We start from the raw sequence: 20,762 nt of genomic DNA, 5'->3' as shown, positions 1-20,762 counted from the left end.
TCGCAAAAAACTGACTACACGGAAAATATTGCGGTCTTAGGCGTGAATCTCAAAGGCTGGAGACAATCCGGCGGAATGGATTATATCGTGATAGGTTTGACGGCTCGAATAGTCTCGTACGTGCTTGATGACAGAACCGGAAATTTATTATCAGGCGACAAAAATCGCGAAAAATTTATGGAATACGAGATCGAATTATCGCGCAAATCAGGAATTATAACGCAGACTCAGAAAGAAGAGACTCACTCCGATAGATGCCCTCATTGCGGTGCACCGTTGAAATTAAATGCGTCGGCACAATGCGAATACTGCGGAAGTGTTGTAACTCGCGTTAATACTGACTGGGCCATTTGCAGCATGAAAGGACTTTCACAAAGGACGGCATAAAAAATGTTAATCGACTTCAATGATATGAAAGAAAGAGTCTTCACGAACATGAACGGCGGTGAAGGAAATCTTAACGCCGGGAGTATGTCATTTTTGCCCGTCAGGATCGAGCCACGCTATTTTTAACACGGGAAATACAGATTTAGTGCTTTATACAGTAGTTGTTAATCTATAAAAAAATTCCCGGGAGTCATTGAGGCTTCCGGGAAAAATTTTATTATTTCTTCGCGATTGGAATCTATTAATACATTCCGTCCATGCCGCCCATACCGCCGGGCATTGCAGGAGCTGCTTCTTTCTTTTCGGGTTTGTCAGCAACGATTCCTTCTGTTGTAAGTACCATTGCTGCGATTGATCCTGCATTCTGTAATGCTGAGCGGGTAACTTTTACGGGGTCGATAATTCCTGCTGCTACCATGTCAGTATATTCGCCTGTTGCAGCATTGAGTCCGTGTCCGATTTTCTCGCTTCTGACTCTCTCGACAACAACGTCGCCCTGATAGCCGGCATTCTCTGCGATTAAATATAACGGAGCTTTTAACGCGTCAAGAACGATTCTTGCACCTGTCTTGACATCGCCTGAAAGTTTTTCTACAAACGGTTCAAGTGATGTAGCGCAATTGAGTGCTGCAACTCCGCCGCCTGCGACGATACCTTCTTCAACTGCTGCTCTTGTTGCGTTGAGTGCGTCTTCGATTCTGTGCTTTAATTCTTTCTGCTCGGTTTCTGTTGCTGAACCTACTTGAATTACTGCCACGCCTCCGACTAATTTTGCGAGTCTCTCGTGTAATTTTTCCTTGTCATAGTCTGACGTTGAGTCATCGATTTCCTTGCGAATCTGTTTTGCTCTTGCGCGAATCTCTTCCGGATTGCCTGCACCCTGAGTGATAGTTGTATCTTCCTTTGTGATCTTAACTTTCTTAGCGCGTCCAAGCATATTTAATTCAGTGTTCTCGAATTTCATTCCGGTTTCTTCGCTGATGACCTGTCCGCCGGTAACGATTGCAATATCCTGAAGCATTGCTTTGCGTCTGTCGCCAAATCCGGGAGCTTTTACCGCTGCAACCTGCATGACTCCGCGAATCTTATTTACTACGAGTGTTGCAAGTGCTTCGCCCTCGACATCTTCAGCGATAATTAATAAAGGCTTTCCGGTCTGCACAACTTTTTCGAGAATGGGCAGTAAATCTTTAATGCTGCTTATTTTTGCGTCATGAATAAGAATATAAGCGTCATCAAAATTTGCTTCCATTCTTTCGCTGTCTGTGATCATGTAAGGGCTGATATAACCTTTGTCGAACTGGAGTCCCTCGACCATTTCAAGAGTTGTGCCTACTGTCTGACTGTCCTCGATTGTGATTACTCCGTCCTCGCCTACTTTTGACATTGCTTCAGAAATAAGCTCGCCGACTGCTGCATTATTTGCGGAAATTGATGCAACCTGAGCAATTTTTTCTTTCTCTTTGACGGGAGTACTCTGTTTCTTGAGTTCCTCGACTACGAAATCAATAGCTTTCTCGATTCCCTGACGCATTAACATACCATTTGCACCTGCTGCAACGTTTTTCATTCCTTCACGGATAATTGCGCGTGAGAAAATTGTTGCTGTTGTTGTGCCGTCTCCTGCGATGTCATTAGTTTTTGACGCTACTTCTTTGAGTAACTGTGCGCCTGCGTTCTCGAAAGGATCCTCAAGCTCGATTTCTTTTGCGATTGTAACGCCGTCATTTGTGATAGTGGGTGAGCCGAATTTTTTCTCAAGAACTACATTACGACCTTTGGGGCCTAACGTAACGCCGACTGTATCTGCAACTTTGTCAATTCCACGGAGCATTGCTCTGCGGGCTTCTTCGTTGAATGAAAGAATTTTTGCCATAATTTATATTTCCTCCTGAGTGATTAACTATTTCTCGATTATTGCGAGTACGTCTCTCTCGCTGAAAATTACAAGTTCTTCGCCGTCAATTTTTACTTCTGTACCTGCATATTTGCTGAATATAATTCTATCGCCGACTTTAACTTCAACGGGCTGCTTTTGGCCGTTATCTAAAATTTTGCCGGTTCCTACTGCGATTACTTCGCCTTCGGTGGGTTTCTCTTTTGCTGTGTCGGGGAGAACGATTCCGCCTTTAGTTTTCTCTTCGCGTGTTAAAACTTTTACAACTATTCTATCGCCAAGCGGTTTAAGTCTCATAATTTCATGACCTCCTGATATAATTTTTATTATTTAATGGCACTTGATAATAACGAGTGCTAATTAATTCAACGCGCGAAATAATAAATCAGGGTCTCACAAAACGCAATACGCAAAATTACGCAGAGATTCAAATTTTGTGAGTGTGTTATAGTTTATAAAAATTTCATGAAGGAGCGTTATTTAATGGAACGCAGAAAAATTTTTTACGCGCTGTTAGGTTTGTTTATGCTTGCTTATATTGGGCTTTATTGTTATTTGGGCTTGTACGCTGTGCCATGGAAGGACGATTATATATACTCTTACAGGGCTGAACAAATGGGAGCTTTCAAAGCTGCTATCAATGAATTTATGAATATTACTCCGCGAATTGTTCCGGTATTTATTAATTCTCTGCTGGCTATAAATTTTCCCATTATGTTGTCTTACGGGTTTTACCCTTTAATAGCGACATTGACATATATTGCAGCGTTGTATTTTGAGATAAGTACATTTTATCCGGAAATAAGCGCACGGAAAAAATTTTTATCGACACTTATATTTACTGCTGGAACATTTGCGGTTCACTGTGCATTGGATCAAGTTTTTTACTGGTGGTTTGTTGGAGAAGGATTCTATTTTGGGTCAACATCTGTAATGCTTGTCTCTCTTGCTTTGTCAGTAAAATTACTAAGGGGGGGGGGGGGTACTAACTTTATTAGCTGCTCTTATAATTTTATTTGCTGGGTGCTTCTTCATTGAGACTGCTACAATTTTTCAAGTTATAATCACATTTTTTACGGCAATATATTTTTACGTGAACGGCAATAAACGCAATACAAAAATTTTTGTTTTATTCTGGCTTGTGTGTGTAACAGCATTTATAATACTCTATTTTTTTGCGCCCAGTGTTGCTAGGAGAATGGGTACAGTAAAACTTTCATTTATTAATCGATTATTACGCGCAATAATGGTAGCTTTCGCATTTGGTTTCTTCACGATAATAAAATTTTTCATTAAGCCGGTTATATATGTATTTCTCTTATTTCTGCCTGACATAGCAAAATTGACGGGTAAAGAAAGAGTCTCTAATTTGCATTTACGCGGCTGGCAAATTTTCGCGATAGTCTCTATTGTTGCAGTATTAAATCAAGCTGTAGGAGGCTGGGCACAAGGTCAAGGCTTGGAATTTCGCGGAGAAAGTCTCATGCTTTGGATGATGGGTGCATTATGGGTCTTCTTATGGATATTTTGTTATGACGGCAAATTAACCAGTGCAGGAAAAAATAAAATTTATTCGTTCAAGTGGCTGTTATTAATAATTTCGCTGTTGATAAGCTCGAATTTTATCGGAGGCATAAAAGATTTGACCATAGCCAAGCAGATTAGAGCCGAACATCAAGAAATGTTACGCATTACAATGCAGCAAAAATCGCAGGGCAAGCGCAATATTTATGTACCGTTGACAGAAATAAGCCCGAAAATATTAAATCAAGCCCCGTGGAGGCCGTGTCCTAATATAGGTTGGGCAAATACTCAATACGCAACATATTATGATTTAGACTCATTGACAGCTCTTCCGCGTTCAATTATAAATGATCCTGAAAAAATTTTGCGCTGGGAGTCAGGTGATATGAGCGACTTCTTAAAACTTGCAGAGGGTAATGAATTTATTTCGTTCTTGGCCGGTGAAATTTATGATCCGAACTTCGCCAAACTCGATAAAGTTGACAAAGACACCGGGAAAGCTATTTACTGGTACACAAAAGCTGCGAATCTTGGTAACGTTCAATCTTGCAGGAGATTAACGCGTTTGTATGTAATGAACGATAAGACTCACGGATTGAGCAAATATTTTAATGCCGGTTATTGGTTTGTGCGGTCGGAGCTGCCGTTATTGCGTCCGTAAAAAAAATTTGGCGGGTTCCTCAAAAGCCCGTCTCCCCTCTCGTTAATATCTGGAGTGTAAATCCCCCTGCGAATGAATCACAAGGGGAAAAATTTTTACTGCTTATAAATTCTCTCCGGCCTCAAACATTTTATTAACGCCGTTTATATATGCCTGCAATGACGCTTCTACAATGTCCGTAGAAATTCCAGAGCCAGTGTACATTTCACCGGTTGCAGAACTTGAAATTTTTACGACAGCTTCACCGATTGAGTCCTCGCCTTCTGTTACTGCCCTAACGCTGAAATCTTCGAGTCTTGCCTCAACGCCTAACATTTTATTGACTGCTTTAAATGCTGCGTCAAGAGGTCCTGCGCCGAACTCGACTCCTTCCATAAATTTATTATCGCGCTCAATTTTCACATATGACAATTTCGGGATGTCGCTGCCTGATGTTATAGAATGACTCACTAAATGACATAACGGTGCTGCGTTTCCTTCTGTCTTGACGATTCTTGAACGGTGCAGAGTCAAAGCCTCTAAATCTGAACTTGTGATAACTTTCTTAGCGTCTGCTAATTTCTTGAAGCGCGTGAAAATGTCTTCAAGCTCCTCATCAGGAATTTCATAGCCCATAGTTTCGAGTCTCTCGCGTAGTGCGTGTTTGCCTGAATGCTTGCCGAGTACTAATGCTCTATGAGGGATTCCGATTTCGTCAGGATTCATAATTTCGTAAGTCTGAGCGTTCGTAATCATTCCATGCTGATGTATTCCGGCCTCATGTGCGAATGCGTTTGCGCCTACAATAGGTTTTGTCGGTGCAATTGGGACTCCTGTAATGTTGCTGAGTAGACGGCTTGATTTATAAATTTCGCGCGTATTAATATTCGTGTCAGCGTCGTAAAAATCGCGTCTTGTGTGAAGTGCCATAGCAATTTCTTCAAGGCTGGCGTTTCCTGCTCTCTCGCCGATTCCGTTTACAGTGCATTCGACTTGTGAAGCTCCGGCCTTAATGCACGCTAAGGAATTTGCGACTCCCATTCCTAAATCATTATGACAATGCACAGAAATATCAACATTTTCAATGCCTGCAACATGTTCACGCAAATAATTAATCAACTCGGCCATTTCTTGAGGTGTAGAATATCCGACAGTATCAGGGACGTTAATTGTTGTGGCACCTGCTGCGATTGCGTTAGAGAAGGCCTGCGCGAGAAATTCTTTATCCGACCGTGAAGCATCTTCCGCAGAAAACTCTATGTCATCACATTTAGATTTTGCATAGCTCACCATTTCTGAAATAGTCTGCAAAACTTGTTCGCGTGTCAATCTTAATTTATATTGCATATGAACATCACTTGTAGCGATAAAAACGTGTATTCGGGGTTTCTTTGCGTCTTTTACTGCGTCCCAAGCTGCGTTAATGTCGTTCTTGTTACAGCGTGCAAGAGAAGCTATTACACAATTTGAAGCTGCCTGTGCGATTGCTTGAATGCTCTTGAAGTCCATCGGTGAAGCGATTGCAAAACCTGCCTCGATAATGTCAACTCCGAGTCTATCAAGCTGCTTGGCCATAACAATTTTCTCGCTAAGATTCATGCTGCAGCCGGGGGACTGTTCGCCGTCACGCAAAGTAGTATCGAAAACTTTAATTCTACGCATTAAATAAATTCCTCCTTATGACTATAACAAAAACGGGGCTGAAAAATTTTTGTTTCTCAGATCCCCGTGTTATATGCAAATTCTTAAGTGTGTACCAGAAAATTACGCACACAACGGAGACTCCGCAGTGCGTCCTAGTAGTGCGAGGGCATTTGTTGAAATATTTATCATTCTGCAAAATCTCCTTTCGTTAATGTAATATAAAAGCGTGAAATATTTTACAAGCAAAATTCTATACTGTCAAAAAATTTTATTTATTTGAATGTAACAATAGTAACGCCAAATCCGCCCTCACCTTCACCGCCGAGTCTGAAACTTTTAACATAGCTTAAACGCGAGCACAACGCATGAACTTCACGCCGCAAAATTCCTTCTCCCCGTCCGTGAATAATCGTAACAACTGAATGATTAGACCTGTACGCGCGATCTAAATAATTTTCTACAAGCGGCATAGCTTCACCGACTAACATTCCGCGCACCATTATAGAAGGCGGGACACTTGGAGTCTCTAGCAAATGACTCGTATCAACCGGAGGAGCGGCAATTTTTGCTTTCTTGTCGGTTGCGATTAACTGCGAGACTGGGACATCAATATTTAACGGCCCTGAAGTCATGTAAGCGCGTCCATTTTTTATTTCGTTGATTATGCCTACAAAGCCTGAACCTGCTACCATTGCAGTAACACCCGGAGCCGGATTAAAAGGTTTCGGGCTGTTCTCGATTTCACGTTCTGTGCGTTTCTGGTGGCGTTTATCGAGTGAATCGCGTAAATTTTTTAATTCGCGTCTCTTAACGTTATAACCTTTGCGGGCTAAATCTCTTGCTGATTGTTCCATGCTGCGTATTATATCCTTTGAAGTTTCTTCTGCTCGTGCTAAAAATTTTTCTGCTTTGAGGTCGGCTGCTTTCATGATTTTATCGCGCTGATAATCGATTTCTTTGACTCGGCTTTGATATTGCTGTCTCAAGTCTTCGGCCTCGTGTAATTTCTCCTGAAAATCTCTTTCTGCTGAGTCAAGTGCTGCTTTGCGTTCATTAAGTTCGCTCATGATGTCTTCTGCTGTGATTTCTCGTGAGTCAAGTGAAGTTTGCGCGAGGTGTAAAACTTTTTCCGGCATTCCGTAACGTTTTGCGATTAATAAAGCACTGCTCCGGCCGGGAACGCCCATTAATAATTTATATGTCGGTTCGAGTCTCTCAATGTTAAATTCCATGCTGGCGGTTTCTACACCTTGAGTCGTCAAAGCATATTGCTTAATCGGGTTATGATGGGTCGTCGCAAGTGTGATACAGCCTTTTTCGCGCAGAGTCTCAAGAATCGCAACACCTAAAGCCGCGCCCTCGTGTGGGTCTGTGCCTGCGCCTAGTTCATCAAGCAGAATTAATGATTTATCGCTCGATTTGTTCAGGATATAAATAATTTTGCGTAAATGTGAGCTGAAAGTTGATAAATTTTGTTCGATGCTCTGTTCGTCGCCTATGTCAGCAAAAATTGAGTCAAACGTTCCTATTACAGTCCCATCACGAGCAGGAACAGGAAGACCAAGCCACGCAAGAATAATCAAGACTCCGACAGTTTTTAGAGTTACAGTTTTCCCGCCGGTATTAGAGCCTGTTATTACAAGTGAGTTAAAATCTTTTCCGCAGTAAATATCAATCGGTACGGCCTTATCGCGTAACATAGGATGACGGGCACCAACGAGCCTAAAAAATTTTTCGCGAGTCAATTCCGGACGAACCCATTTTTTTACGCGAATCAAATAATCACACACGCACAATAAATCGAACGTGCCTATAATTTTTTCTGCGTTAATAATTGCATTCTCGCGGGATAAAATATTTCGTGTGAGTGCAAGCAAAATTATTCGTTCTTCGTCGTGTTCATCGCGGGTCTTGACGATTAATGAATTATTTATGCTCGATAATGCGCGGGGCTCCATGTAGACAGAATTTCCTGATGCAGAACGTTCGACAGCGAGGCCGGGGAATCTATTTATATATTCCTGACGTACTAGAAATAAAAATCTTCCTTCACGCCATGAGACTGCGCGTTCTTGAAGCATGTTAGTTATATTAGAGTCCTCAAATAATTTTTGTGCGATTCTGCGTCCGTTGCGCTTTAGATTCTCGATTTCGAGTCTTATTTCGCTTAATTTGTGCGAGGCATTGTCGGCGAGTCTTCCTGAGTCCTCGATTACGTTCAAATTCTCAATTTCGGGCGCAAAATCTCTGATCCCGTGTCTTAAATTCTCGATTGACTTGTAATTTGCTGAAATGGGCGCGAGTCCTTCACGTAAATTTTTAGCTGACTGCAATAATAATCTGACACGTAATAATTCTTCGCCTGAAAGTATGCCGCTTTTCTTGGCCTGCGCGAACATGGGCGAGACTGCTTCAAGACTTGCGTTAAAATTAAATTCTCCGTTATTGTCGATTAGGTCAAGCCATTCACGCAATAATTCATCACGTTTAGAGAGCGAGTCAAAATCTTCACACGGAGTCAAATGCGATAATACAAGCTCCCCAAGTTCACCGCGTAAATTCTCACGGAAAGGGAGCAGGTTTTTATCGAGTTCTAATACATCAATTACGCTGTTATCAAGATACATTTATTTATTTTGTCCGGTGAGGTGCGAGAAATCAATAATGCCCTTAGACTGTAATAAATCTCTGACATTCGGCCAAACGTAAGAAGCTCCCTGCATTGTGTAGCTTTCCTTCATCCAGTCTGTAGGAATTACCGGCGAGAAAGTTATCAATACACCGTAAATGAATAGAATCACAAAACAAGTTTTTATCGCGCCTATAATAAGCCCGAAAAAGTGATCCGTTACTGATAATTGCGTTACGTTGACGACATACGAGAGAATCAAGCCTATAACCGCAAAAATTATTTCTACAACGAAGAAAATAACGACCGCACAAATTAATGCTATTATAGTCCTGTCCAGTGAAGGATGAGAGAAATATTTAAATACTAAATCAACAGCAGGATCTAAGAAATTCCACGCACAAAACGCGCTGACAATTAAGCCTACAAGCCCGATAATTTCGCCGGAAAAGCCTTTAACGAGACCGCGATACAGAAAAAATGCAAGTATCATAGCCATAATAATGTCAAATATTAATGCAAATTTCAAGATAAAATACTTCCTTCCCATAAATAATTAATTTACTCCCTGAGGAGCGCGATAATATAAAATTTTTAATCCCATAGGACTCACTGCAAAATTTATTCTCTCACATGCAAGAGTGCACAGAGATTTTATATCCGGTTTCACTGTCGCAGCCTGTAAATTATCTATGCCGATTCGCGTGAAATCATCTGATATTATATGCGCGTCAGGATTATTCACAAGCCACGATTTTATTTGCTCGTGGGAATATTCGCCGGCCTCAAGAAAATTTTTGCAAGCTCCATAAACAAAGCCATGACCGGCATAAACGAGAGTCAAAACTTTTTGAGATTCATAATTAAACGCGAGCATTTCAAGACTTGAGACAGGAATAATTTTCGCTCCTGCAGCATAAGCAAGACCAGACGCATAAGCAGCACCCACTCGAATCCCCGTAAAATATCCCGGCCCATTCGTCAACGCAATATAATTTATGTCAGCAAAGTCTAAATTATTCGCGCGTAAAATTTTTTCGGTCATAATCGGCAATTCTCCCGACTGTCTGCGGCCTAAATCCTGTTGAAGCGAGTCAATAATTTCACCGTCAACGCAAAGAGCGACTCCCGTTAATCTCAAGCAGCAATCAACAGCAAGCAAAATCATAATTTCGATATAGCCTCCTCTGACTTGAGTCCCTGAGCAGAAAATTTTATCTCACGTTCTGACTCATTTATGGCAGTGAAGGAAATTTTTATTATTTCGTCGGAGATTATACCCTTCAAGCGTTCGGGCCACTCGATAAACACGACAAAATCATCAAGCCCGCAAAATTCTTCAAGCCCGATAGAGTCTGCGCCGTTCTCGTCTAATCTGTATAAATCAGCATGTATTACGCTAAAAAATTTTTTATTCGAGTCACGGGGGCACCCCTGAAACCCGTTCCCCCGTACCCCCTCCCCGCCCGTAATCCCGGACTCACGGCTGTATTCATTTATAAGAGTAAACGAGGGACTTCGGACTCCTGAAATATTCAACGCCTCACAGACTCCGCGCACAAAAACTGTTTTGCCCGTGCCTAAATCGCCGTAAAGCAATATAACAAAGCCGCCCGATAAAATTTTTGCGAACTTTCGGCCAAGCTCAAGAGTCTCATTTTCTGAACGGGAAATAAATTTATTCATCACGTTTTCGCCTGCGATATTTAATTATTGCACGAAATATAATAAACGAGACGCAGAAAATTACGGCAAATATTACGGACTTGGGGATAATAATATTTTCTCCGCCGAATTGATTTATACCGAAAATTAACGCAATCGCAAGGGCAAAGCTGAATCCGCTCATTAAGAGTCCCCGCTGCCTGATTCTTTCGGTCTTCCTGATTTCTTCGTCCCAATCTACACGCTTACGAGTCATTTATAACCGCCTCAAATCGTTTATTACGCGCCTTAAAGTGTCAGCAATTTCTGACGCAAGAACGCCGTCAACGCCTTCACGCGCTAAATAATCGCCCGCCATCGCATGAACGTTAGCACCCAGCACAGCAGCGGTGAACGGGTCAAGACCTCCCGCGAGAAAAGCTCCTATGCAGCCCGACAGAACATCACCCGAACCAGGCACAGCAAGCTCAGGGCCTCCGTTTTGAATCTCCGCAAAATTTTCACCGTCAGAAATCAAAGTGTTATGACCCTTCAGCACGACACAGCCGAATTTATGAGATAATTTCTGTAAAGATTCTAATCTATTTGCGTGAACTTTATCGGGAGTAGTGTTTAATAATCTTGCAGCTTCGCCTTCATGAGGAGTAATCACTGAGTCAGGGCGTGAATTAATTTTTTCGCGTACAACTGCAAGAGCATTCAACCCGTCGCCGTCAACTAAAATTTTTGCAGGCCATTCGCGCCACATTTTAGCCGTGAAATATTCTGCTGCAACGCTCCTATCAAGGCCGGGACCTACAACAAGAGCATCAATATTTTTTTGCGAGAAAGCTAATTCCTGCCACCTGAATTTATCATCTTCTGACCAGTAAACAACTTCAGGCAAACGGGCAGCACAGGCCAAGCAAACTTTTTCGAGCGATAAAAGAGTAACGAGTCCGACTCCGCTTCTCAACGCACCTAAAGCACTTAAAGCAGGAGCACCCGGATATTTCGCCGAACCTCCTGCAATCAATAAACGGCCTCGGCTCCCTTTGTGAATATCATCAGGGCGGGGAGGCAATAATTTTTTCAGTTCGTCGGGACTCATTTAGATTCTCACCATATTAACGGGCTCACGGCCATTTAAGACGGCTTCAACGTTATGAGCTGCCATTATGCCCATATTCGTGCGTGTGTCAAAAGTTGCTGAACCTACATGAGGCATTAACACGACATTTGCGAGAGTCTTTAATTTCGGCTCAACTTCCGGCTCATTCTCGTAGACATCAAGACCGGCGGCGGCGATAACTTTATTTGCGAGTGCGTCTGCAAGTGCTTTCTCGTTAATTACGGGGCCTCGTGCTGTATTAATTAATATTGCGGTTGATTTCATTTTCGCGAGTTCGTCAGCACCGATTAAATATTTTGTGTCAGGCGTTAAAGGCACGTGAAGGGAGATATAATCAGATTCGCGCAGTAATTCATCAAGAGAGACAAATTTTGCTCCGAGTGCGTCAAGTTCGGGGTTATTATGCCTTCCGTAATAAATAACGCGCATATTGAAACCTTTTGCGGCTTTACGTGCGAAATTAGTTCCGATTCTGCCTGCACCGATAACGCCTAGAGTCCGGCCTGTAATATCATAACCGAGCATATATTCAGGAGCCCACGAGAAAGTTTTTTCACGGACGATATTATCACCCTCGATCACGCGTCTGGCTGCTGCGAATAACAATGCAAATGCTAAATCCGCCGTTGCATCAGTTAATACATCGGGAGTGTTTGATACATAAATTCCGCGTGCGTTTGCTGCCTTAACGTCAATATTATTAAATCCTACGCCGTAATTTGCGATTAATTTCAAGTCCGGGCCTGCATTATTTATTAATTCAGAGTCAATCTTGTCATTAAGCATAACAATTACAGCTTTATGAGTCTTGAATGCCTGTAATAATTCTTCGCGCGTGGCCTGCCTGTCTTCTGTGTTCATGTCGAAATCACAAATTTTGCGTAACTCTTCCATTGCGACGGGGGGTAATTTTCGCGATAAATAAACTTTTGCTGACATAATTTATTCCTCTATAGTTATTGATTGAATGACTACATCTTTTACGGGTCTGTCATTGCGTCCGGTCGGAGTGTGGCCGATTTTCTCAACGATTTCCATTCCCTCGATTACATGTCCGAAAATTGCATGATGATTATCGAGCCAAGGAGTCGGAGCTAACGTAATAAAAAATTGTGATCCGCCAGTGTTAGGCCCTGCATTAGCCATAGAGAGAATCCCCGGTGCGTTGTGCTTTAATCCCGGCCCAAATTCATCCGGAATAGTGTAGCCCGGCCCGCCTGTACCGTTGCCGTTAGGGTCTCCGCCTTGAATCATGAAATTGTCAATGACTCTGTGAAAGATTACGCCGTCATAAAATTTTTTGTTAGCGAGATCTACGAAATTTTTAACGGTATTAGGTGCTAAATCGCTGTAAAGTTCGATTCTGAAATCTCCCATGTTAGTAACGAATTTAGCGACAGGTCGTTTAACCTCGTCAGCAAGTGCAGAACCGCTCATTAACGGCAGTAAAGCAGCACTCAGAACAAGAACGCTTAAAATTTTCAACATAATAATAAATTCCTCCCATAAAATATTTTGTCTTGATATGATAGCATGACCGCAAAAAAAATCTCCTCTGCAATTCTATTTATCACAGAGAAGACCCTAAATTTTACAGCACCCCTTGTTAAACTTTTTGCGCTAAATCAATCAAATTTAATAATTATTCTAGTAATTTTTTCTGCGAGACCTGACGAGTCATTTATCTCGATTATAACGCCGTTAAAAGCTAATTCATCAGTCGAAGGCTCAAATTTGCACGGCATACCCTCTAAAAATTTCGGCATTCCTGAAGAGACTTCAACACCGATTAAACCGCCGTGAGAACCTGTCATACCTGCGTCGGAAATATAAGCAGTCCCGCCCCGTAAAATTTTTTCGTCTGCCGTCTGTACGTGAGTATGAGTCCCAATTACCGAGCTGACTCTTCCGTCGAGATAATAAGCGAGTGCTAATTTTTCGCTCGTTGCTTCTGCGTGAAAGTCTACGAAAATCGGCAAGTTTTCACCGTATGAAGATTTAAGCTCGTCAATTAATTTATCAGCACAGAAAAAAGGCGACTCAATGGGCGGCATAAAATTTTGACCCTGAAGATTTATGATTCCCAGACGCTTATTTTTGCGCGTGATAATTCCGTGTCCGCGACCATGACAAGAAGGCGGATAATTTGCGGGTCTGAACACTCGTAAATCAGAGTCAAGAATCTCGAAAAACTGCGGTTTGTCCCAAATATGATTCCCGCTGGTCATTGCGTGGACTCCGAGATCGATAAAATCACTAAAAATTTTTTCGGTCATTCCTTTACCGTGTGCTGCGTTCTCGCAATTAATTATCACGAAATCAAATGATCCGTAATCGCGTTTCAAAATCGGCAGGGCGGCGGCTAATACTTCACGTCCTGGTCTCCAAGCTACATCGCCGGAAAATAAAATTTTCATTTACTTTGCGTACTCCGTTGCTCTGGTCTCGCGTGCGACATTAACTTTTATTTGACCGGGATACTTGAGCTCGGCCTCTACACGTCTAGCAATGTCGAAAGCTAATTTATGCACTGTCCCGTCGTCTGTCTTGCTTGCGTTGAGAATGACTCTTATTTCGCGTCCTGCTTGGATTGCATAAGCTCTCATTACGCCGTCAAAAGTTTTTGCAATTTCTTCGAGTTTCTCAAGACGTTTTATGTATGCGTCAATGCTTTCACGACGTGCACCGGGTCTTGCTGCGCTGATTGCGTCTGCTACACAAACTATGACTTCATAAACGGAGCTTACCTCCAAAGAATCATGATGGGCAGCAATGCAGCTAACAATTTCGGGACGTTCGCCGAATCTTCTGGCCAAGTCTGCACCGATTGAGGCGTGAGGGCCCTCGATTTGGTGATCTATTGCTTTGCCTATGTCATGAAGGAGTCCTCCTCTGCGCGCTATTTCCTCATCGAGTCCGAGTTCAGCTGCGATAATTCCTGCGATTTGAGCGACCTCGATACTATGCGACAAAACATTTTGACCGTAACTGAATCTAAATTTTAGCTGTCCTAACGTGCGGACAAGTTCATTATTCATGTTCTTAATGCCGAGTTCGAGAATTACATTTTCGCCTTCTGTAATCATTTCTTCGTCGATGTCTCTAGCTGCTTTCTCGATTAATTCCTCGATTCGTGCGGGATGGATTCTGCCGTCGACAACGAGTCTTTCCATTGCTCTGCGTGCGATTTCGCGTCTAATCGGGTCAAAACTTGAGAGTGTAACAGCTTCCGGAGTGTCATCTATTATAATATCAACGCCTGTAAGACTCTCGAACGTGCGAATATTTCGGCCTTCACGACCGATAATGCGTCCTTTCATTTCCTCGCTTGGAAGTGGTACAACGCTGATACTGCTTTCACCGGCTGACTCGACTGCACATCTTTGCATAGCACCAATTATAATATCACGTGCTTTTTTCTCGGCTTCACGGTTTGCGCGTTCTTCGATTTCCTTGAGCTTTAATCCGAGTAAGTGTTTTGCGTCCTGTTCGGTTTTGTTCATTAGGATTTCTTGAGCCTGCTCTTTTGTGAGTTCTGCTATTTCCTGTAATTTGATTTCCTGCTGATTGATAGTCTCTTCAAGGGCTGCCCGGCGTTTTTCGATTTCTTCATGCTTTGAGCGCAATTCGTCTTCTTTGCGTGTAACCCTGTCAATTTTCTTGTCAAGATTATCTTCTTTCTGCTCTAATTTGCGTTCAGTGCGTTGGATTTCGCTGCGTCGTTCTTTAATGTCCTTCTGTGCTTCCTGTCTGAGTCGATTAACTTCTTCGCGTGCCTCAGAGACTTTTTGCTGCTTCATTCGCTCGGCTGACTCTTCTGCGTCTTTGAGCATATTATTAATTTGATTCTTCACGCCGTTGACTCTGGAATTATCCCAAGCCCGCATAACTGTATAGCCGATTCCCGAACCGGTCATGAAGAAAACTAGTGCCAACACAAACTGCATAATAATTTATTTATCCTTTCTTGCTACGTTAAAATCTGTAAAATTTATTCCCAAAACAGGGGGTGCTGAATTACTTAAAATCTTATCCCTAGTTTTACACTGGGCAAATAATGAAATTCTACATTTTTAAGCGCGCTTTAACAAGTCAAACAGATAAAAAAATTACCCCGCCGCAATTTCTTACAGCAGGGCAGAAAATTTTTACTAGGTTGATTTACTCTGATTCAACGCAAATAACCGGCTTATAAATTATTCCTTCAGTGAGCCACGCAGAAATTTTTATTTTATGACTCTCCGGAACTTGCAAAATTTCTTGGCCGTCCTCGTCGTAAAATTCTACAATTTCATCATCTTCTGAAGGCTCGACACCTTGAGGCATTGCGAACCAGTATAATTTTTTGCCTGACTCTATGCTCTCATCAAGTTCAATAATTGACTCGATTTCATATTGTCCACTTGAATTAACTTGAATCTCAGGTAACGCCGCAATAATTGTGAATCCCTTATCAGCAAAATTTTTGATTGTTCCGGCTGAAAGAGTCTGATTCGCTCCGTAAATAATTGTTGATTCGCTGGATTCCGGTTTTGTTGACTCGTCAGGGGTTGAATCGGTCTCGCTGACTTGTTCAGATTCTTTGCTGCTTACGTCTTGAGTCTGATTCTCTTCCTTTGCTGCTTCTGTTGCATTCGGGTCTATTATCGTGAGAGTCAATGAAATATTATCTTTGCCGACATCATTAGACGCAGTGAAGGTCAAATTAAATTCTCCAGCCTCCTTAGGTTTTCCCCGAAGTTGGCCGTTACTCTCGCTGAATGTCATTCCGTCGGGTAAATCTCCGTCAAGCTGCCATTTTATAGTTTTTGAACCTGTTGCGAGAAGTTTTGTGCTGTAACTCTTGTTAATTGTGCCATCAACTAATGATTTTGTTGTGATAGAAGGCGGAATTTTGGTGATGATATTGACTCGTCTTGTTGCTCTTCCGTCTGCGTTTTGTGCTGTTATGGTTATTGTAGAATTAGATTCCCTTAATGGCGCAGTACCTTCAAGAGTCGCTGTATAGTCTCCTGTTTGAGTGAACGAGAATCCGGTTAATTTTGTTGCAGATAAAATTATATCCTTTGTGCCTGTTACGACAAAATCAACGTTGATATTACCTCCTGCAGCTGTCAAAATTTTTGTAGTAGCTATTTCCGGAGTCGTGAAGGTTGGTTTTACTCCTGCTGCCGTGAAAGTAATTTTTCTCGTTGCTTTACCGGTTGTGTTTTCTGCATTTATGTATATCGGCAATGACTTTATTGATTTTGTCGGAGTTCCCGTTATAGCAGCTATTCCCGTTTCAGAGTCAGCAGTAAAGCTCAAGCCCAAATCAGAAAGTGAATCAATTCCGAATTTTGTTTTGTCAGCGTTCAGAATCGAATAAGTAATATTTATAGGCTTTGTTCCTGTTACTGTAATATTTCCTTCGTTGTATTCATCGTCGACGGTTGCTTTCTTTATTACGGCTGATATTTTTGGAGGTGTGCCGAGAACACTTAAAGCCAGCGAATTTGTTACACTTCCGGCCGAATTATTTAACGTTATAGAAATCTCATAATCGCCCACTTGTGTAGGATTTCCCGTAATTTGTGCTGTTCCCTTGTCAGAATCGGGAGTAATAGTAAGGCCATCCGGGAGTCCTGTTACTGTCCACGTGATAGGAAGTGAGCCTGCCGCCCTTAATGTTACAGAATATTTTGCGTCGACTTTGACATTATTTAATTTCTTAGTGGTTAGTGAAGGAGCCTGCAAAATTTTCAACGCAATTTTTTTACTGGTATTGCCGCCCGAATTAGCAGCCCTCAACGTAATATTATAATTTCCTGCTCTTGTCGGAGTACCGCTCAATAGTCCCGTTTTCGAGAGCTTTAACCCTGTAGGAAGGCCTGATGCTGTCCAAGTGATATTATCTCCTGCCGATGAATTAAATTGTACAGAGTCGTAAACTTTTCCGACAAAACCGTCTGGAAGTTCTGAATCATCAAAATCGATTACTGGTGCATGATCCTTTATTATGAGCCTGACATTTTTTGTTACCGGTGCGCCTCCTGCAAGTGATGTAGCTGTATTGCTTGCCATAAATTTTATTGTGTAAGTTCCTGATGTTGTGGGAGTGCCGCTTAAATTTGTTCCCGTGAGAGTCAAACCTGCTGGGACTCCTTCAGCTGTTATAGTAATCGGATCTGTACCCTTTACTGTGATTGAAGCGTCATAATCTTCACCGACGACTCCATTTTTGAGACTTGATGTTGTTATGCTGGGCTTTACTGGCTTGGCCTCAATCGTAAATTTTACTGTTTCTGTTATTGTAGTGCTTGATGTCGTAGCAGTAATTGATGTCGTGAACGTTCCTGCTTTTGTAGGTTTGCCGGAAATTAAACCCGTTTTAGCAGTAAGTTTGAGTCCGTTGGGTAAAGAATTATTTGCTGTCCATGTTGCTGACTCACCGCCCGAAAGTGAAAGAGTCTCGCTGAAATTATAGCCTACATAGCCGCTGAATGATGTAGTATTAAATGTAGAGCCTTCTCTTATATTCATGGTGAAATTTTTAGAGTCAGATCCCGCAGAATTTGTAGCCGTAACTGTAAAAGTATAGCTGCCTGCTGTCGTAGGAGTTCCTGAAATTGTGCCTGTGCTCGAGTCAATGCTAAGTCCCGGAGGAACATTGCCGCTCATTGACCAAGTAATAGAACCTCCTGACGCTGTTATTGTTGACGAGTAATACACATTTAGAGTCCCGTCCGGAGGATATGATGTCGTAATGCTCGGCTTTGATATTGTTGTCTGTGTTACGGTGAAGGCCTTTACGCATGCATTGCCGCCAAATTGTGTGCCCGTCTGCCAGCTTGTGCCGTTATACGAGAAAAAGCTGCCTGTTTCTGTTGTTGCATGATCTGAATAGCCGCTGATTTTTTTCTCATATGGTATATAAGTTATTCCGTACATTTTTACGATGACAGAAAAATAATTTCCCTTTGTTAGTGATACTGCGCTGCTTAAATCTACAGTGTGATAACCTGCATATGCGATCGTGCCTGATTGAGTCAAAGCTGCCGAACTTCCGACCGGACTCGATGAAGGCATTGACGTGCCTAAATTGTCGTAAATTATTATCTCGTAGGTTAAATTATTTATGGGCGCGTAAAAGCCTACTTCTGTTAATTTTTCGTCGCGTGTTGATTTAAAGACGTTTGCGGCGTATTGTGCTGTTTGTCCAGTCCAGCCCGAAGAACTGCACCAGCCCAGAGCATCATAATAATAAACGTTCATGTCGGAGTCAGAGTCTTCTACTATGAAAGCTGCTCCGTCGGTCAAATATTGAGCGTATGACATCCAAAAATAGCCGTTAGTGCCCCATGACTCGCCCCAAGAATTTTTTATCAGCCATGCTCCGTCAATGCCGGGATTTGTCTTGAAGTTGCTGCGTGAATATGAATCATCCCAGCCGATAATTTGTATTGCGTGATTGACTGATTTATTAGTTGTATAGTATGCAGTCCCGTTTGATGAAGTCTTGTTATATGCGCTTGAGACGTGATAATAATTTGCCGATACTGAACCAGTTTCCATTATGCGCTGCTTGATAATATTTCGTTGAGTCTCGGACTCGTTTACGTCTGAAGTCTCTGACCTGCTGAAGAAATATACATCACGGAGGCGCAGAAATCTTGAATAACTTTCCGGCGTTCCTTCTGACGGTTGAGTCGGATAAGGCACAAGAGACTCTAAGACCGGCCCTGATAGTCTCGAATAAATCGCAGTAGGATAACCGACATTTCCGCCATGTTCCATAACTGAATTATATTGCGAGCTGCTCATATTGCCGAAAGCCTGCGACGAGTCAGAATTTACGAATGTGTACCAAGCTAAATGCATTTCTGATAAATCGAGTGCTGATCCTCCGTTAATTAAATAATTTGATTCCATTGCGCCTATTGCAGCATGAGCCCAGCAAGTTCCGTAGGGATTCTGATTCTTTATGCTTGTGACGTATTTTTTGCCGTTGACATCTCGTAAATCATATTTTGACGGTATAGAAGCTGCTTTTACATCGCCGAAAATATTTGCAGAACTTTCACGCGGAGGATCTTTATCGAGATATGACAAATCTACGGGAAAAGGAATATAACCGCTGTGAAATTCTGAGTCTGAGTCTGCATTTGATTTTACGTTGACATTATTGCGGTTGGCCTGCCAGTCAAGAAATGCCTGCGAAAGTGGTGCGCTGACTAATTGAGGCTCTGACTCTGCGTACAAAAAATTTGCAGATAAAATTATGAGCATTACCGCAATTATTGAACGTTTTAAAAATTTTTGCATTTGTCTCACTCCTTAAAATAAATATTTGCATACTAATAAATAATTCTCGGTATGATTGAATTATAATATTAAAAAATTTTTCAGGAGGCCGCAAATTTTGAGATTATTTATCACGACACTTTCACTATTGAGCGTTATATCATTTGGTTATGCTTTGGCAGGTTACGGCGGGACGATGCTGGGTTATCCGCTTAGAGTTGATTATGTAACTTTCGGGCTTGCAGGAGGATTTATTTTCGCGGGGATTGCTTTATTTTTATGGTACAGGCACAGACGCGAATTTTTTGACTATGATAACGACGATAAATCACAGGAAGACAAATAAATTTTTGCACGTTCGCGCTACCCCTTCAAAACGGGTGGGTGGGTGGGAAGAACGAACGTATTCGCGCGATAAATTAACAGCATGTGAGCAGTAATTATTGTAAATATACTTGAATATATGTATTTCTGCTGCGATAACCTGCAAGTTTTTCGCTTTTGACTTTGCTTTGATAGATATTAATAAATGAAGGAGCTTGACTCATGGCAGATATAGTAAATTCCATTCTTGAACGCTATAAAAAATTGTGCGCTGATATTGACTCATTAAATTTTTCTGCTCCAGTAATAGCAGTCTATAACCCGTTAAATTACGCGTGGGACGGTTTCGAGAAATTCACCCGCAAATTATCCGGCCAAGTACGCGCAGTCTTTATCGGAATGAACCCCGGCCCATGGGGTATGGCTCAAACTGGTGTACCATTCGGCGAAATAGAATCAGTAAAAAATTTTCTCGGCATTACTTCAATCTCAATAAACCGCCCACTCAACGAACAATCAAATTATCCGGTGAAGGGTCTTGACTGCCCAAGAAGTGAAGTCAGCGGCCATAGACTCTGGAATTTATTTAAATCGCATTATGGAACGTCAGAAAAATTCTTTGATGACTGCTTTGTGTTGAATTACTGCCCGTTATTAT

Annotated in this window: 19 protein-coding genes; 5 read left to right on the top strand and 14 right to left on the bottom strand. The window is 42.0% G+C overall.

The genetic code is table 11. The features are described from left to right. On the top strand, nucleotides 1-387 hold a 387-nt coding region (locus IJT21_01320; protein MBQ7576886.1), incomplete at its 5' end, for a zinc-ribbon domain-containing protein. A 241-nt stretch (nucleotides 388-628) separates the two neighbouring features. Here IJT21_01320 and groL read toward each other — a convergent pair. Continuing rightward, complete coding sequence (gene groL / locus IJT21_01315) at nucleotides 629-2,263, bottom strand: chaperonin GroEL (protein ID MBQ7576885.1); 1,635 nt, start codon at nucleotides 2,261-2,263, stop codon at nucleotides 629-631. A 27-nt stretch (nucleotides 2,264-2,290) separates the two neighbouring features. Continuing rightward, nucleotides 2,291-2,581 carry a co-chaperone GroES gene (groES, locus tag IJT21_01310; protein MBQ7576884.1) on the bottom strand — a complete coding sequence of 97 codons (291 nt, stop codon included), beginning with the start codon at nucleotides 2,579-2,581 and terminating at the stop codon, nucleotides 2,291-2,293. A gap of 186 nt (nucleotides 2,582-2,767) precedes the next feature. Between groES and IJT21_01305 the strand changes: the two genes are divergently transcribed. Both IJT21_01305 and IJT21_01300 read left to right on the top strand, forming a co-directional pair. Continuing rightward, on the top strand, nucleotides 2,768-3,322 hold the full coding sequence (locus IJT21_01305) for a hypothetical protein (protein ID MBQ7576883.1): 555 nt from the start codon (nucleotides 2,768-2,770) through the stop codon (nucleotides 3,320-3,322). Between the two features lie 160 nt (nucleotides 3,323-3,482). Then, nucleotides 3,483-4,469, top strand: a complete 987-nt coding sequence (locus IJT21_01300; GenBank protein ID MBQ7576882.1) for a sel1 repeat family protein — start codon at nucleotides 3,483-3,485, stop codon at nucleotides 4,467-4,469. Nucleotides 4,470-4,571: 102 nt separating this feature from the next. Here IJT21_01300 and IJT21_01295 read toward each other — a convergent pair whose 3' ends face one another. The 12 genes from IJT21_01295 to IJT21_01240 all read right to left on the bottom strand — a co-directional run bounded on the left by IJT21_01295 (nucleotide 4,572) and on the right by IJT21_01240 (nucleotide 19,801). Then, nucleotides 4,572-6,110 carry a 2-isopropylmalate synthase gene (locus tag IJT21_01295; protein MBQ7576881.1) on the bottom strand — a complete coding sequence of 513 codons (1,539 nt, stop codon included), beginning with the start codon at nucleotides 6,108-6,110 and terminating at the stop codon, nucleotides 4,572-4,574. 254 nt (nucleotides 6,111-6,364) lie between these two features. Further along, on the bottom strand, nucleotides 6,365-8,719 hold the full coding sequence (locus IJT21_01290; GenBank protein ID MBQ7576880.1) for a Smr/MutS family protein: 2,355 nt from the start codon (nucleotides 8,717-8,719) through the stop codon (nucleotides 6,365-6,367). Next, the gene (locus IJT21_01285) at nucleotides 8,720-9,250 is read right to left on the bottom strand and encodes a CvpA family protein (protein ID MBQ7576879.1); all 531 of its coding nucleotides are present in this window, start codon (nucleotides 9,248-9,250) and stop codon (nucleotides 8,720-8,722) included. Between the two features lie 27 nt (nucleotides 9,251-9,277). Then, entirely contained in the window at nucleotides 9,278-9,889 is a 612-nt protein-coding gene (gene tsaB / locus IJT21_01280; GenBank protein ID MBQ7576878.1) for a tRNA (adenosine(37)-N6)-threonylcarbamoyltransferase complex dimerization subunit type 1 TsaB, read from the bottom strand. Next, entirely contained in the window at nucleotides 9,886-10,407 is a 522-nt protein-coding gene (locus tag IJT21_01275; GenBank protein ID MBQ7576877.1) for a tRNA (adenosine(37)-N6)-threonylcarbamoyltransferase complex ATPase subunit type 1 TsaE, read from the bottom strand. The genes tsaB and IJT21_01275 overlap by 4 nt, the downstream gene beginning before the upstream one ends. After that, on the bottom strand, nucleotides 10,400-10,642 hold the full coding sequence (locus tag IJT21_01270; GenBank protein MBQ7576876.1) for a hypothetical protein: 243 nt from the start codon (nucleotides 10,640-10,642) through the stop codon (nucleotides 10,400-10,402). Before IJT21_01270 ends, IJT21_01275 begins: the two co-directional genes overlap by 8 nt. Next, on the bottom strand, nucleotides 10,643-11,476 hold the full coding sequence (locus IJT21_01265) for an NAD(P)H-hydrate dehydratase (GenBank protein ID MBQ7576875.1): 834 nt from the start codon (nucleotides 11,474-11,476) through the stop codon (nucleotides 10,643-10,645). Beyond that, the gene (locus IJT21_01260; GenBank protein ID MBQ7576874.1) at nucleotides 11,477-12,436 is read right to left on the bottom strand and encodes a D-glycerate dehydrogenase; all 960 of its coding nucleotides are present in this window, start codon (nucleotides 12,434-12,436) and stop codon (nucleotides 11,477-11,479) included. It lies immediately after the preceding gene. A gap of 3 nt (nucleotides 12,437-12,439) precedes the next feature. After that, the gene (locus IJT21_01255; protein ID MBQ7576873.1) at nucleotides 12,440-12,985 is read right to left on the bottom strand and encodes a peptidylprolyl isomerase; all 546 of its coding nucleotides are present in this window, start codon (nucleotides 12,983-12,985) and stop codon (nucleotides 12,440-12,442) included. Nucleotides 12,986-13,122: 137 nt separating this feature from the next. Further along, entirely contained in the window at nucleotides 13,123-13,914 is a 792-nt protein-coding gene (locus IJT21_01250; GenBank protein MBQ7576872.1) for a TIGR00282 family metallophosphoesterase, read from the bottom strand. Further along, a complete protein-coding gene (rny, locus tag IJT21_01245) occupies nucleotides 13,915-15,444 on the bottom strand; it encodes a ribonuclease Y (GenBank protein MBQ7576871.1) in 1,530 nt (509 codons plus the stop codon). It abuts the gene before it with no gap. Nucleotides 15,445-15,658: 214 nt separating this feature from the next. Continuing rightward, on the bottom strand, nucleotides 15,659-19,801 hold the full coding sequence (locus IJT21_01240) for a putative Ig domain-containing protein (protein MBQ7576870.1): 4,143 nt from the start codon (nucleotides 19,799-19,801) through the stop codon (nucleotides 15,659-15,661). Nucleotides 19,802-19,898: 97 nt separating this feature from the next. Here IJT21_01240 and IJT21_01235 point away from each other — a divergent pair, with 97 nt between their 5' ends. Together IJT21_01235 and IJT21_01230 are read left to right on the top strand one after the other, a co-directional pair. Further along, on the top strand, nucleotides 19,899-20,126 hold the full coding sequence (locus IJT21_01235; protein MBQ7576869.1) for a hypothetical protein: 228 nt from the start codon (nucleotides 19,899-19,901) through the stop codon (nucleotides 20,124-20,126). A gap of 200 nt (nucleotides 20,127-20,326) precedes the next feature. After that, a partial coding sequence (locus IJT21_01230) for a hypothetical protein (GenBank protein ID MBQ7576868.1) occupies nucleotides 20,327-20,762 on the top strand: 436 nt, incomplete at its 3' end.

The organism is Synergistaceae bacterium (assembly GCA_017443945.1).
Lineage (GTDB): Bacteria > Synergistota > Synergistia > Synergistales > Aminobacteriaceae > JAFUXM01.
This window is presented reverse-complemented; position numbering and strand designations above follow the sequence as displayed.